Origin of the sequence: Haliscomenobacter sp. (assembly GCF_040403615.1) — a bacterium.
Lineage (GTDB): Bacteria > Bacteroidota > Bacteroidia > Chitinophagales > Saprospiraceae > Haliscomenobacter.
The window spans coordinates 1-14802 of sequence record NZ_JBBAKG010000044.1; the positions used below are offsets into that span (position 1 = coordinate 1).

Below are 14802 nucleotides of genomic sequence, written 5' to 3' on the forward strand. Positions count from 1 at the left end.
AACTTCTTTTCGAGTACCCCAAATCTATTTTGAGGTTTTGTGGGTAATTGACAGGCCTCAGGTGCCTAAGGTGGTGAAAAATAAAGCAGCGAAGCTGCCAAAAAGGCCGTTCCCCAGCAACCTGGAAAACGGCCTTTGTTTTTTACCCCAATTCCTCGGCAACCCAGTCCTCAATATTCTTAGTCTCACTGGAAAAGTTCACCCCAAGGCCCATCACTTTTTTTCCTTTTTCCCAATATGCCTGATGGTATTTTTTAAGTTTGATTTGGTCAAGAGCGACTTTGGCGCTTTTGTCCAGTTTGAACTCCAGGATATATACCCGGGTATCGGTTTCCACGACACAGTCGGCGCGGGCGTCGCTCATCATTACTTCGCTTTGTACTCGCAGCCCCATGTAGTTGAACAGGAGATGAATGGCGGCATGGTAAAATTTTTCCGGGTATTTTTCGTGCAACAAATGCGGCAAACCTTTGAACATGGCTTGCAAAATGCGGATGACTTGCTCCAGGTCATTGGCATAAAACGCTCTTTCCAAATGAATGGCTACCACCAGCCCCTGGCCTTTGCGTACCCCGCCGAAAGCTTCCAACAAATAAGCGTACATGGAATTTTTGACCTCATTGTTGGGATAATCCAGGATATACAAGCCGAATTCGCTTCTGGATTTGATGGTCAGGTAACCGGTTTGGTACAATAGCCCATAAGCCTTTAAATCTTCGAGGTCAAAACTGTCAAAGTCGAGTTGGGCATGTTCCTGGTGTTCAATGTCATACAAGCTCTCTTGTTTCAACAGGTTGATCAAAAAGGTGGGTGTTCCGGTAGCAAACCAGAAGTTTTCAAATTTCCTTTCGTAAAAGAATAAATTGCAGGAAACGGGATTGTAAACGGTTTCGGCGCTTTCTTCAAACCGATAGCCATTGTACCAGAGGCGTATTTTGTCCAATAACTCCGTTCGGGTCATTTTTAACTGAATGGAAACGGCTTCAATTTCTTCGGCAAAATTACTTTCCAGTTCGGCCTGCGTATAGCCCAGCATCGTGGCAAAATCCGCCCGCATGGTCAGGTCCGTCAAGTTATTCAGCCCGGAAAAAATACCTACTTTGGAAAACTTGCTGACGCCAGTAATAAAAACAAACTCTAGCGCAGGATCATTGTTTTTTAAAACAGTATAAAACTCCCTCAGGATTTCCCGATTTTCATAGGCTTTGGCCACATCTTTACCCAAAAAGTGGATAATTGGGGCATCGTATTCATCAATGAGTACAACTACTTTATTGACCTTGCCCAGTTCCTGGATCAGGTATTCAAATTTAGCGCTGAGGTTTGCTTCAGTAGCGGGCGGTAAACCGTGTTCACGGATGCGTTTATCTAGTTGGTAGTGCAGGGCTTTTGGCAAACCACTTTCGGCAAAGCCGATTCCCGTAAACGAAAGCCGAATCACCGGATGTTTGCGGCTCCAATCCCACTTGTCTTCAATCCATAACCCTTTGAACAACTCCTTGCTGCCACTGTACAACTCCTGGAGTACTGCCACCGTGATGGACTTGCCAAAACGACGGGGACGGGAAAGGAAATAAGCACCTGGCTGACTCACCATCTGGTAGATGTACTCGGTCTTGTCAATGTACTTGAAATCATTTTCGATGATCTTTCGAAAATCTTGTAGCCCTAGCGGAAGGTTTTTGCTCATATAAAAATTGTTTGCGCCTTACACACAAAGATACAGAACTATTGGCGAAATGAAACTTGGGGAGTATCACATCTCTTTGACAAGATAGTATACCTTGACATGGGTATTGTATTGTTGTAATTAACGGATTTTTTGCGTCAATTCTAGAAGATCCATTTCTGCCTTATCTCTTGGTCTTTATATTCAAACTGCTAAAGCGGGTGCATTGTTCACATTGGTACTCCGCGCCAAAGCGGATGCAAAGTTGAGCAGCGCCCTGAGCCTGAACCGCACCGTATCACCAGAAGCGTACGACCAAAATAACGAGAATCTGGGTATCGCCTTGAACTACGGCTTGGAAGCTATTGCAGATGGCTACGGGATGCTGCAAAACACCCCGAACCCATTCAATGGCGAAACGCAAATAGGTTTCAAACTGCCCAAAGCAACCAAAGCCACGTTGAGCATCTCGGATGCAAAAGGGGCTTTGCTGTACAAAGTGGAAGGCAATTACGCCAAAGGCAACAACCAGGTGACCTTGAAAAAGGAGCAACTGGGGGCCAGCGGAGTATTGTACTACACTTTGGAAACCAACGACTTTACGGCTACCAAGAAGATGATTATTTTGCAATAAAAAACTTTTAACCTTAACAAAGAAAGGTCACAAAGGGCAACTTTTGTGGCCTTTTTTATTTTACCCTGATTGGAGTATTGTTTACGGCAGAATTTTACATTTATTTTGTTAAAAAAATAATCTAAACTCAAAAACCATGCAAGTTTTAATCCCAAGAACTGATTCAAACCGATCCATTTTCTTTTTTAGCATGTTGTTTGTTTTATTCTTTCAGATTCCACAATGGACATTGACACCAATAGCAACACCACCAAAGGAAGATAGGCGTTGTTCCGAACCAGTTATTGTTATCCATTGCCTTGACTGGACCACAGATACTTTGTCTAGTTATGACTTGGATTTTGTACTCAATAATTCTCTTACTCTTGGCAATCCAGATATTTTGGCATCGCCTAAAACAATCGGCACTTTACCTCAAACCATTCCGAATGGCACTTGGAGCGAGCAAGGTGGAACTGGGCCGTGTAATTTTGCAATTAAAGAAGTAGTTGAAGATAGTGTACGTAATTTGGGTTTTGTATATGCTAGAGCTATAGGTGGTGAAGGCTTATGTGAAATGAATTTTTTTTGGCGTGATAGAGTAGAATATTCTACTTGTGCGGAAATGCAAAGCACGGGTATTTATGCAAGGATTTATCGACGTTGGAGTGCCATTTGCTTTGGTGCACGCAAGGACACAGTTCAAGTGATTTTGTTTAGGCGGCCAAAAATCCAAGATTTTCGTTTTAATGGAAATGGTAGCGGTATTTTTGATCGAGTAGTGACTTACGAAGCTTGTAGCCCGGATAAAAGTTTGATCAAAAAAGAAGATGTTACCCCGTTTGCACCTAGTTTTCTTCAGCCAAAGAAGGTGTTTATTGACCAAATTGATGGGAAATACGCAGTTGTAATAAAGGATAGGGAGTTCCCAATCTGTGGTGGTAAGGGTGTGAGAATTGCCCGAGCATTATACGTATTTGATTCTTGCAGGGGGGACTATATCGATACTTTCCAAGTATTGATTCAGATTGGAACTTTTAAAGGCCCTTCCATTATGGTTCCTACTACTATTCCAGCGCTTAGCCTGGATTCATTGAATTGCAGTGCATCTTTTTTGGCAACTGTTGAAGGATTAAAAAGCACTTTTGGGGTGGAAGTTACAGGCTGCCATTTAGGAAATGTTAGCTTATCCATCAAAACTAAAAAGGAGAATACCCAGCCAGGGGATGAGTGGCCGACTGTAAACTACCCTATCAAGAATAAACGCGTAACTGGACTACTTCCCGGACTTCACCGGGTATTTGTCTATGCATTTGATGGGTGTTTTGGCGCAAACCAGGATTCATTCGATTTTGTAGTCAAAGACAAAGCAGCCCCCAAACCAATCTGCGTCAACGGCTTATCCATCACCTTACAACCCGATGGCCAAGGTGGAGGAAAATACACCCTCCAGGCTACCGATTTTGTCGCTGCAGGCATCTACGATTGTTACGGCCAAGGGCCAGATACGAACTCGATTGGGCAACAACTGATTGCCCAATATTCCATCAATAGAGTAGGGGAGAGGGTCTTACAAAATAAATCAACTTTAAATTTAACCTGCGTAGATGCAGGAAAAGTGATTTTGATTGAATTACACGCTTGGGATACCAAAGGCAAAGATGGCTATTGTGTAACCTATGTGGAAGTTCTGGATTTGAACAGATATTGCGGGATAATTGAGCCTTGGCATCGTTACGTTGGTGGAAATATTGAAACAGAGGGATCTAACCCTGTTCAAGGCGTTAAAATGATGCTAAGTATAGATTCACTTCCATATCAATTTGCAACTACCAATTTAAACGGTGCTTACTCTTTTGTTGGTCTCCCAAGAGGCAAAAGTGTATTGCTTGAGCCAAAATTAGATAAAAATCCCCTCAATGGAGTGTCGACTTTTGATCTGCTCCTGATTCAAAAACACATCCTGGGCATTCAAGTCTTGAACAGTCCATATAAAATGATTGCTGCGGATGTCAACAATTCAAAATCAATTTCTACCGCAGACTTGATCCAGTTGCGCAAATTGATCTTGAACCTGAATTCAAATTTTCCAAACAATACTTCCTGGCGCTTTGTGCATGCAGCCTTTAGATTTCCAAAACCGGAAAACCCATGGGCTACCCAATTTGCAGAATCAATTTTTGTGAAGGAATTCAATGGAAGCCTTACAGGGAATTTTATTGCCATAAAAATAGGGGACGTAAATTCCAATGCAAAGCTAGACGGAGCCTCAAGTAATGAGTAGTCGACTCCGCTACCTCTTGGTCTTTATGTTCAGCAGCAAGGAAATAATGTGCGAATAAGTATTCTCCTGCGCGGCCAAATCGGTGTAGGCATAGTCAATTTGTAAGGCAGAAACCTTGATGCCTACCCCAATTCCGGGCCTGGGAGACAGCACACTTTTGCCTGCAAAGGAAGTCTCTTTTTGAAACTGGTTCATGCCCACTCGTAGGAAAATTGTTTGGTTGAGGTCGGCTTCAATGCCCACTGCCGGATCGATGCTGAACGGATTAGCGGATAGGAGCGTGTTGCGTTTGCCATCGGTACTGACAATGAAATCCAGTTCAGGGGTGATGCCAATTTTTTTGAATTGAAACCGTTGCGCCACGCCCAAAATCAATTGAGGTTTGGTGATTTCCAGGCTATTGATCGGAATTTCGTTATTGGTCAATTCCAGGGTTTGCTTTTCTTCGGTAGTGAAGTTGAAGGTCCAGGCGTTAAAAGTAGTAGTAATGTCTTTGGCCATTGCGCCAAAGCGAAAATTCCCCCGGTGGTATTGTACCCCTCCATCCAGGCCAAATCCCCAGGAGTTGGCAAATGGCCCAATCCGGCGGTGAATGACTTTGACATTGCCCCCCCAAAACCATTGCCCACTCTCTTTCTTTTGGCTTTTTTGGGCATAAGAAAGCAGCATGGCATAATCCGCAGCAGAAAAATTACGCAGGTTGTCAAAATTGATTGTCCCATCGCTTTCGTAAAGGGTCAGGGTGTTGGGAATTTCATCCACGCCAAAACGAATAAAAGATACCGCAAGTCTGCGTTTGTCATTGTTGGAAGGCAGTAAAACGCCCAGGTAGTCAAACTTGCCTACCCCTGCAAACCATTCGGCGTGCATGGCCCCAATTTGCAGTTCATTTCCACCATCGTGAGCCGCCAATCCGGCAGGATTCCAGACTCCGGCGGTGACATCATTGGATTGGGCCACCACCGCATTGCCCAAAGCCTGAGCGCGGGCGCCAACCCCAATCGACAAAAATTCGTTGCTGTATTTTTGTGCTTGCGCCGAAAATACAACGCCAATAAAAACGATGCTTATAGAAAAACGCAATATTCTCATGTAATGATGTTTAAATCCGGCTTCACTCATTAATCTACCCCCGCTAAAAACTTCAGGCTCCACTATATTGATCGTCTTCGACCTCAATTTGTTGTTTTGCGGCTTCCGTTATTTTTTCCTCTACCCCTTGAATTCTTTTGTTGATGACAATGCTGGCATTGAGTTCAAAACCAATCAAAATGGACAACACGTTCAATTGAATCCAGAGCATCAACACAATAATGGCGCCAATCGACCCATACAAACGGTTGTAGGTGTTGAACATGTCTACATAGAGCGAAAAAATAACCGATGAAAGCAAACAAAGAATCGATGCCAAAGCAGCTCCTGGGGTGAAAAATTTAAACCTTCTCACCATCGCTGCACCCTGGTAAATCAAAGCAATCGAAACATAATACAAGCTGATAATCACCACCCAGCGTACCAAATTGAGCAACTTTTCCATGACAAAGCTGAGATCCAACCAGTTGTTGATCATTTTGACAAAAGATTGCCCCAAAATCACCAGAATGACCGACGCGATCAACAAGGCGCTCAACTGGAAAGTCAATACAATGGCTACCCAGCGCATTTTCCAGGAATTCCATTTGTGAAAATCTTCATAGGTTTTATCAAAGGATCGCAACAAAGAAAGGATGCCATTGGAACTGAAGTAAATGGCAGACAAAAAACCAATCGAAAGCAGTGCGATGCGCGGGTTGTTGGTAATGTCTTCAATAAAACCAAACAATTGCTCCCCCGCATCACCGGGCATGATTTTCTGAATTTCACCTTGTAAGTACCGGTCGAAATTTTCTCCTTCCGGCAAATACAGTAAGAACGTCCGCTTCAACCAGGGAATCAACGTAAACAAGGCAATCAAGCTCGGGAAAAGCGATAAAAAGAAGCTATACGCGATAGAATTGGCCCGTATGAACAAATCGTAGCGCTGCGCTTCCAGAATGAAAAAATTGACCACGTTGTAAATGGAAACCCCGAAAAAACCAGGGAAGGATCGTTTTTGAGACCAGCTTACCAATTTGATCCAGAGCGGATGCCTCCAAAACCATTGCTCTACTTTTTTAAAATCTGGCATTTTTATTTTCACGGCTCGAAGAAGGGTCTGAGTTTGTCAATCAATTTGTCGGGTGCAAAAATGGACTTGTTGCTCTTTTTGTCTACAAAGCACAACCGTACACTACCTCCGTTGATCAGTTTGTTTTTTTCGTTAAAAATTTCAACATGAAAGGTAATAAATTGATCCGGTAATCGGCGCAAAGTGGTGCGAATTGTCAACAATTCATCATAAAAAGCTGGCCTGACGTAGCGCATCTGCAAAGACAAAACGGGCATCATCACTCCTTGTTCTTCTTCCATTTCCTTGTAAGTCAAGCCCAAAGAACGCAACATTTCCACCCGACCAATTTCGTAGTATTGGCCATAATTTCCATAATACAAATACCCCATTTGATCGGTTTCACCGTAGCGGACGCGCTTTTGAAAATCTGTAGTATACATATTCCAGGTTTTGGGTTTCAGGCCCGTTCCATTGGGCAGGTCATGCAATGCGATCCTCCCCGGGCTCTCGAAAGTTCATTCGAGGGCAAGGTGATGATGGTTTTTTCAATCGTTTCGGGATCAATTTCCCCCGCATGATAGGCTTTTAAAAAGTCTCGGGCGTGGATGATGGAATATCCAGCCTTTTGGAACGCGAGTTCAGTTACTGGATTGCGGTCGTAAGTGAGGGCAACCCCAGGTTTGAGCGCCACCAGATTGCACCCATCCGTCCATTGTTCTCTTTCCTGATAAGGGGAAATACCATCCCCGCTGTAGATGAATTTCATCTCAGGGTCAATTTCCGCACGGATAAAATTGTGTACCGATGGATAGTACTCGTTGGGCCCATCTGCGCGGTACAATTCAACCGTTGAGCTGATGCCGTCCACCACCAATGGCTTGTAGGCCACAATGTGATGGTGATCAATCTGGGTGAAAACGGTATCCACGTGCATGAAAGATCGATCGTCAGGGATATTGATGAGCGCTACATTTTTGATCACCCCTTTCTCAAACAATACCTTGGTCAATGATTGGATGCCGTGCCGGGTGGTGCGCTCACTGCACCCAATCAGCAGATAGTCGGGACTCAAGATCATCATATCACCCCCTTCTATGGAAACATATTCCCCTTTTCGGGAAGGAGGAAATTTATCAATGTCGTTGAGATTGATCAACTTGTCTTCTTCGAAACGCGTTTTGAACAAAGGGTGATTCCCAAAAATGAAGCGCGTGAGGTGATTCTCCCGGTGCCGGGCTTCTTTTGCTGCCTTGGTAATAATGACATGATCGTTGACGGCAACGGCAATGTCTCTGGTGAAAATAAAATTGGGGATTGGGTCAAAGAGAATGTAATCTTCGGGGGCATAATACCCACTAATCAAGACCTTGGTCAACTCTTCGGGAGGAAGCCCATTTAAAAAGGTGAGGGTTGAACTAGGCAGTTCTTCGTAATTGGCAATTTCCGCCAAAAAAGTAGCCCGATTGCCAGAATCCGCCAAAATGGATTCCAATAGCAATTGCTCGGTTTCGTGTACGTTTTCTGCTCCCACAAATGCGCGAAGCACTGCAGTAAATACATCATGTTCTTCTTGCATTTGGGGCAAAAAGACAATGTCGTCAAAAAGTAGCTCCTCAGAGCGCTTGGGAGATACCCTTGCAATGCCATCATCCGGGCGGTGTACAATTACCCGTTGCAAACGGCCAATTTCATTATTAACTTGCATACAGAATTGATTATGGGCTTTTTTAAACTCGATTACAGGAATTTTTTGCGGTAAAAGTAATTCTTCCTTATTTTGTAGACAAAAATTTTAATTTGGTCGTATCATCGCAACCAACTCAATCCAGCAATCGTATTATGTCAAACGGATTCCTAAATGATTTCAAAGCGCTCTTCATCGTGCCTGAAGAGGGGACAAAGCCTGCCGCAACAACCACGGCCAAGTCAACCACGCCTAGCACAACTACTGGCAATACTTCTGTACCTACGCCAAAAGAGGTTGGTTCAGACACACCTTCGCCGGGCAAAGTGAATGATAAATTTCTCAATGTGTTGTTTACGGCCATTGAAAAAAGCAATCAGGAAGGTTTTGATTACCTTGAGTTTCGAAACTCCTTGCACTCCTTGAAGGAAATGAACATGGACGAAATGACCCGATTCAAATCGGCGATGGCCATGGCCAAATCAATGGGTGCTTCCCTGCAAACCATTGTGGCTTCAGGACAGTTTTATTTGCAGGTACTCAAAACCGAGCAAGGAAAGTTTGATGAAGCCATGAAAAACCAGCGCGCGCAGCAAATTGGCAACAAAGAGCAGCAGATGCAGGATTTTTCCAACGCCATCAAAGCGAAGGAGGAAGAAATCAAAAAGATGCAACAGGAAATTGAGCAAACCAAGCAGAAATACCTGGAACTTGCACAGCAGATCAAGGATGCCACCCTGCACATTGAGTCGACCAAAAACGATTTTGTAGCTTCCTACGAATCATTAGCCGGCCAGATTCAGGGGGATTTGAACAAAATACAAGAATACATGAAATAGTTTGGTGACTGGATGTTTTTCCCACCAACAATAAATCGTTTTTTATGTCTGAACAATTGAAGCCTAAGTCATTCTGGAGTCGTCCGGAGGGAAAAACTGGCGCCATTTTTTTGATTGGCTTTGGAGTACTGGCCGTAATGGGTTTCATCACTCTTTTGCCTACTTTGCTCTTTTTAGCACGCAATACGCTTACTTTGGCAGCAATGGTAATGGTATTGGTTGGCCTCCTTTATATGGTGTTGGACAACCGCACGCGTACCTTATTCTGGTACATGTACAAAAGTTTCATGCGCTGGTTGACCGGATTGTTTGTCCAAATTGATCCCATTGCCATTTTGAAAGGGTATGTAGACCATTTGCGGAAAAACCTGCACGACATGGAGCGTCAAATCAACCGCCTCCGGGGTCAAATGCATAAATTGCGCGAAATCATTCGCAACAACCAGAAGGAAATCAAAAGCAACCTGCAATTGGCCAGCGAAGCCAAAGAGAAAAAAGATGATGCTTCGATGATCTTGAAGACCCGCAAAGCCGGTCGCTTACAGGAATCCAATGCCCGGTTGGAAGAGCTGGATCGGAAAATGGAAGTGATGTACCGCGTTTTGACCAAAATGCGGGAAAATTCATACATCCTGGCTGAAGACATCCAGGATCAGGTCATGGTCAAGGAACAAGAACAAAAAGCCATCCATGCCAGCAACAATGCCATGAAATCGGCGATGAGCATCATCAGTGGCGACCCCGATAAGCGGGCCATGTTTGATGCAGCCATGGAAGCCATTACCGAAGATGTGGCCAACAAAGTAGGGGAGATGGAAAACTTCATGCAAATGTCTTCCAAATTCATGGAGTCGATCGACCTCCAGAATGGTGTCTTTGAAGAAGAAGGCTTGAAAATGTTGGAGAAATGGGAACAGGAAGGGGTCTCATTGTTGTTGGGCGAGGAAAAAACCAATATTCTTACCTTGGCCAATGACGACAATCAAGTGTTGGATCTGAATGCACCAGTCAGAGAACCCATTCGCGAAACTGGCCACAAAAATCAGTACGATAGTTTCTTTGAACTCTAAGAAAGAATTAAAAATGAGCGATGAATGCAATGAAAACCTGCGCGTCGCTCATTTTTAAATTCAGCTACTCAACAATATCAATTGTTTAGTTTCACGGCAAAACTCAATCCCCCCGTAATGTACCAATCATTGTTTTCAGGGTCTCCAGAGCGAGAAATGCCATCCAGATAATCGTTGAAGACTGGATTCAAGCTGAAATCTGCTCCGATAATAAAGTTTCCGCCAAGCTCATACTTCACACCAAGACCCACGGGAATTGCCATCATAGTGGTTTTGCGGTTTCTTTCGTCTTCAGCTATCCAGGCTGGATATTCGCCACCCAAGTTTTTATTGAAATTGGTTTTTGGATTGACCAACGCGACTCCTGCACCAACGAACAAGAAGGCATCAAAGTACCTGCGTGAACTGTTTTTCATCCGCCATTCGCCACGATTCAATAACTGAAATTCAGCATGTACGGCAAATTCAGTAAGCGGACTGGTAAAACTAAATCCCCGATCCACGCGGTCTGTACCGACCCAGGAAAGGTCGTTCCCAGATAATTGCCCGCGCAGAACGCTGAATCTCCAACTGAAGGATGGGGTATTGGCACGGTAGAATACGCCATATGCTGCGCCAAATTCGCGCATGTCGTAACTGCCTGTTTTGACAATGTCGCCAGCGTAATTGCATGTTCCAAGCAAAACGCCCATTTCATTGGGATGCTTAAAATTCTGACCACTTAGGTTTTGTGTTGTCAGCACAAAGGAGAGTAAGGCTAGAATGCCAGAGTAGTAGTAATTTGTCATGAAAATGATTATATATGTAAAGAAATGGAACGTCAATTTGATGGACACATCAAATTGATAAATTAAATGGAATGACTTAAAGATGGATCTATAAAATTTGTGGGAAAAATATAATGCGTAAAAGGGAGCAATGCAAAATTACATTTTCTTTGCACAAAATCAACACTAATTTATTTATTTTTTGCGTTAATGGTGTCATGAAAAAATTGAATCTAATTGTTGCCATTCTTGGCTTGTTTACTTGCTCAGGTTTTGGCCAATCATACAATACCGCTATCGGAATGCGGATTGGTACAGAATGGGGATTGACCGTGCGACAACGTGTGGTTAATAATTATGCTGCGGAATTGATTTTGCAATCCAGTTTGCAACGAGCTGAAACGCAGCTTACTCTTTTGGGTATCAGCCACAAGCCATTGATTTCTCGCCGGTTTAACTTTTATTATGGACTCGGATTTCACAAAGGCTGGGCGGATCAATTGGATGTCGATTATGAAGATCCTCTGGGGATGGATTTCATAGCTGGTTTGGAATTGACCATCGGCCGCCTCAATCTTTCCTACGATTACAAGCCTGCCATAAATTTCGTTGGAGGTGCAAGTACCTTTTACAGCCAAACGGGGATTAGTTTGCGCTATGTTGTAGGAAAAAGAGATAAATATTTTTGGGAACAAAAAGGCAAGAAAAAGCGTAATAAAGGAAAGGGCGGGTTGTTTGGGATCTTTAAATAAAATTTTTTCCAAACAAACTTGACATTTTCCTCAATGGAATATTATCTTTGCCCTGCTTTAGAAATAAGGCTACCAACACGGTGATTGTAGCTCAGTTGGTTAGAGCACCAGATTGTGGTTCTGGGGGTCGCCGGTTCGAACCCGGTCATTCACCCTAACAACGGACTAATCATTTGAATATCAAATTGATTAGTCCGTTTTCTTTTAGAGGAGTACTATAATGCTAAGTTTAAAAGTAAAACTCCAATCAATCCTACAATACCCACAATGCTTTCCATCACCGTCCAGGTTCGGAAAGTTTGGCCAACCGTCAATCCAAAATACTCTTTGAACATCCAAAAACCGGTATCATTGACGTGAGATAGCATCAAACTACCCGCACCAATGGCCAACACCATCAACTCTGGAGATGCCCCACTGCTGGCCATCATCGGTTGAATGATTCCGGCAGCAGTCAATCCAGCTACCGTTGCCGAACCCAGCGATACCCGGATTATGGTGGCAATCAACCAACCCAAAAACAAGGGGGAAAGGGATACGTTTTTCATCACTTCCGTCAATTGGTCTCCTATCCCGGATTGAATCAACACTTCTTTGAATGCACCGCCCGCGCTGACAATCAGGAGGATGGTGGCAACACTTTCTATGGCCACCGAAGTTTTCTGCATGATTCCAGCAAAATTTTTGATCTGACCCAGCAGGGGAATGGCCAAAAATACTCCGATGAATAAGGACAGCCCAGGATCGCCAATAAAGTGCAAACCCTGCCGAAGCAGGTTGTCTTCTGGCAACACTAAATCACCAATCGTAGCCACCGCCATCAAGACTACCGGAATGAGCGCAGCAATCAAACTGGGCCAAAAATCGGGTATCACTTCCTTGACGGAGTCACTTTCAGGAAATAATTTCTCTGAAGGCTTGATGTCCATTCCTTTCAAAAATCGAGGCAATACAATCCCTGAAAGAATGATTGCTGGAATTGCAACGATGACTCCGTATAGAATAACCAAACCCACATTGGCACCAAACAAACTGGCGATTCCAGATGGGGCAGGGTGGGGGGGGAGAAATCCGTGCGTAACCGACAATGACGCAGCTACCGGAATTCCGACCTGGATCAGTGAAATGCCTGTTTTTCTGGCAATGCTGAATACCAAAGGCAACAATAAAATGAATCCCGCATTGTAAAACATCACAATTCCAACCACAAAACCAGTCAGCGCCATGGCCCATTGCAGATGTTTGATCCCAAATGCATCGATTAATCCTTGACTGATGCGTTTGATGGCCCCGGTTTCAGACAAGATGATGGCCAATAGTGCGCCAAAGGCAATGATCATCGTGAGCGAACCCAGGGTATCTCCCATTCCTTTTTGGATGGCTTTGATCACATTGACAGGAGGCATTTGGGCACTTAGCCCTGCAAGAATGGACACCAGTATCAGGGCAATAAATGCATTGAATTTGAAAACAGTAATCAGAACGATCAGCAATACGATTGCAGTGACCAGTACAATCAAAAGCATGGTGAGTAGGGTTTTAAGTAGGTTGGTTGCGGTGCAGCATTGGAGATTTCTCATTCTATTGAAATCCGGCTTCTGCACGGCAACAAACCCAGATGTAGGAAAGAGGAAAAATAGACATTTCTTTTGGAATATCCCAACCCTTCTCTAACCCTGTATTCAACTCAACTCTTGAGCATGCACATGTCGCAACGGCGCCCACTGTCTTTGAGTGCCTGAACGCCAGAGCCATTCCATTGGCCCATACTGGAATCTTTTCAACCACCATTTACTGAATTGAACCTGAAGGGCATAAACGACTAAAGCCAAACCAAAATTGATGCTGGCTCCCCAGGCTCCAATTTGCCCCAGGCCCCAGCCGAAAAAAATGAATGTACCAATCAACGATTGCATCACATAATTCGTCAGTGCCATTTTGCCGTAAGGCGCTAAGGCATTGATGATTCCAGAGCCGCGTTTGCCCATACACAGGCGTAGAAAAATGCATATTTCAAATAATGCGATTAAATAATTGCCAATATCACCGAGAGACATGCCAATCACGGCTGGAAAGGAGTTGAAATCTGTGACAAACTTAAAGAGCAAGGCCAATATCCCCGCCAATACTGCTATTGCAATCAAACTTTGCCACACCAATCTTTTAAGAAGCCGGTTGTATTCTTCCAGTCGCTCAAAAAAGCGAATGCGACCTACCCAAATACCCAGTAGAAACAAACCAAAGGTCATATACCCTCTGCTTACGGTGTCAAACTGAAAAAAGAGTTTCATTTTGAATCCTACTCCGGCATTGGCCACAAAAACATCCCATAATGAACCATTTTTCACAGTGTCATAATACCAGGCATTTTGAGGTTCAAATGATTCCCAATCAACAGGTGGAACGTGCAGCGCTGCCCGAATTGCCCACAGAATCATACGGGGAAATCCACACATAAAAAAAGCCGCAAAAATCAGTAAAGTTCGATTGGAGGCCCGGTAGAAAAAGACCAGTCCCAGCCCCAGCATCGCATAAATACTCAGGATATCTCCCCGATAAAAAAGGCTATGGATAAAACCAATCACAAACAACAGCACCAAACGCCATACAAACTTGCCAATAAAAGGCTCTCCTTTGCGGGAAGAAGCATCCATTTGCAGGAAAAAACTCACCCCAAAGAGAAAGGAAAAAATAGCAAAAAATTTACCCTGCAATAAGATACCGGAGATGGCCATAAATACGTCATCTACGGCATTGTGATTGGCATAATTTGCAAATTCCTTGGGTGGGCCTGAGGCGAGGTACTGCTCAATCATGTGGACAATAATGATTCCCAAAAGGGCAAATCCACGCAAGGCATCCACTGTTTGGATCCGGTAATTTGAGGCAACAGGAGGTCTGACACTGGTCATAGGGTATGGTGTTTTTTTGCAATAAAGATGCGGTTATTCCCTAATGACCCCTATTTTTGGCAA

The 14802-nt window shown here is 43.9% G+C and carries 13 protein-coding genes and 1 tRNA gene; 6 read left to right on the forward strand and 8 right to left on the reverse strand.

Features of this window, described 5'->3' with window-relative positions; all coding sequences use genetic code 11:
• Positions 1 to 142: 142 nt before the first annotated feature.
• Complete coding sequence (locus ABW391_RS15285; RefSeq protein ID WP_353482759.1) at positions 143 to 1690, reverse strand: PD-(D/E)XK nuclease domain-containing ATP-binding protein; 1548 nt, start codon at positions 1688 to 1690, stop codon at positions 143 to 145.
• A 205-nt stretch (positions 1691 to 1895) separates the two neighbouring features.
• Here ABW391_RS15285 and ABW391_RS15290 point away from each other — a divergent pair, with 205 nt between their 5' ends.
• Complete coding sequence (locus ABW391_RS15290) at positions 1896 to 2303, forward strand: T9SS type A sorting domain-containing protein (protein WP_353482760.1); 408 nt, start codon at positions 1896 to 1898, stop codon at positions 2301 to 2303.
• A 136-nt stretch (positions 2304 to 2439) separates the two neighbouring features.
• A complete protein-coding gene (locus ABW391_RS15295; RefSeq protein WP_353482761.1) occupies positions 2440 to 4566 on the forward strand; it encodes a hypothetical protein in 2127 nt (708 codons plus the stop codon).
• 9 nt (positions 4567 to 4575) lie between these two features.
• On the opposite strand, the gene ABW391_RS15300 is transcribed toward ABW391_RS15295, so the two are convergent.
• The 4 genes from ABW391_RS15300 to ABW391_RS15315 are packed head-to-tail and all read right to left on the reverse strand — an operon-like array spanning position 4576 to position 8420.
• Positions 4576 to 5658, reverse strand: a complete 1083-nt coding sequence (locus tag ABW391_RS15300; protein WP_353482762.1) for a putative type IX sorting system protein PorV2 — start codon at positions 5656 to 5658, stop codon at positions 4576 to 4578.
• Between the two features lie 52 nt (positions 5659 to 5710).
• A complete protein-coding gene (locus ABW391_RS15305) occupies positions 5711 to 6733 on the reverse strand; it encodes a YihY/virulence factor BrkB family protein (protein WP_353482763.1) in 1023 nt (340 codons plus the stop codon).
• A gap of 8 nt (positions 6734 to 6741) precedes the next feature.
• Positions 6742 to 7155 carry an acyl-CoA thioesterase gene (locus ABW391_RS15310; protein ID WP_353482764.1) on the reverse strand — a complete coding sequence of 138 codons (414 nt, stop codon included), beginning with the start codon at positions 7153 to 7155 and terminating at the stop codon, positions 6742 to 6744.
• Positions 7156 to 7172: 17 nt separating this feature from the next.
• Entirely contained in the window at positions 7173 to 8420 is a 1248-nt protein-coding gene (locus tag ABW391_RS15315) for an arginine deiminase (RefSeq protein ID WP_353482765.1), read from the reverse strand.
• A gap of 134 nt (positions 8421 to 8554) precedes the next feature.
• On the opposite strand from ABW391_RS15315, the gene ABW391_RS15320 reads away from it, so the two are divergent.
• Both ABW391_RS15320 and ABW391_RS15325 read left to right on the forward strand, forming a co-directional pair.
• On the forward strand, positions 8555 to 9238 hold the full coding sequence (locus ABW391_RS15320; RefSeq protein ID WP_353482766.1) for a hypothetical protein: 684 nt from the start codon (positions 8555 to 8557) through the stop codon (positions 9236 to 9238).
• Between the two features lie 44 nt (positions 9239 to 9282).
• A complete protein-coding gene (locus ABW391_RS15325) occupies positions 9283 to 10308 on the forward strand; it encodes a hypothetical protein (RefSeq protein ID WP_353482767.1) in 1026 nt (341 codons plus the stop codon).
• A gap of 77 nt (positions 10309 to 10385) precedes the next feature.
• Here the strand turns inward: ABW391_RS15325 and ABW391_RS15330 are convergent, their stop codons facing one another.
• Positions 10386 to 11096, reverse strand: a complete 711-nt coding sequence (locus ABW391_RS15330) for a DUF6089 family protein (protein WP_353482768.1) — start codon at positions 11094 to 11096, stop codon at positions 10386 to 10388.
• A gap of 149 nt (positions 11097 to 11245) precedes the next feature.
• Between ABW391_RS15330 and ABW391_RS15335 the strand changes: the two genes are divergently transcribed.
• The gene (locus ABW391_RS15335) at positions 11246 to 11827 is read left to right on the forward strand and encodes a hypothetical protein (protein ID WP_353482769.1); all 582 of its coding nucleotides are present in this window, start codon (positions 11246 to 11248) and stop codon (positions 11825 to 11827) included.
• 79 nt (positions 11828 to 11906) lie between these two features.
• Positions 11907 to 11982, forward strand: a tRNA-His gene (locus ABW391_RS15340).
• A gap of 60 nt (positions 11983 to 12042) precedes the next feature.
• On the opposite strand, the gene ABW391_RS15345 is transcribed toward ABW391_RS15340, so the two are convergent.
• Together ABW391_RS15345 and ABW391_RS15350 are read right to left on the reverse strand one after the other, a co-directional pair.
• A complete protein-coding gene (locus ABW391_RS15345) occupies positions 12043 to 13353 on the reverse strand; it encodes a gluconate:H+ symporter (protein WP_353482770.1) in 1311 nt (436 codons plus the stop codon).
• A gap of 156 nt (positions 13354 to 13509) precedes the next feature.
• Positions 13510 to 14739, reverse strand: coding sequence for a DUF418 domain-containing protein (locus tag ABW391_RS15350; RefSeq protein ID WP_353482771.1), 1230 nt, complete (start codon positions 14737 to 14739; stop codon positions 13510 to 13512).
• Positions 14740 to 14802: the final 63 nt, after the last annotated feature.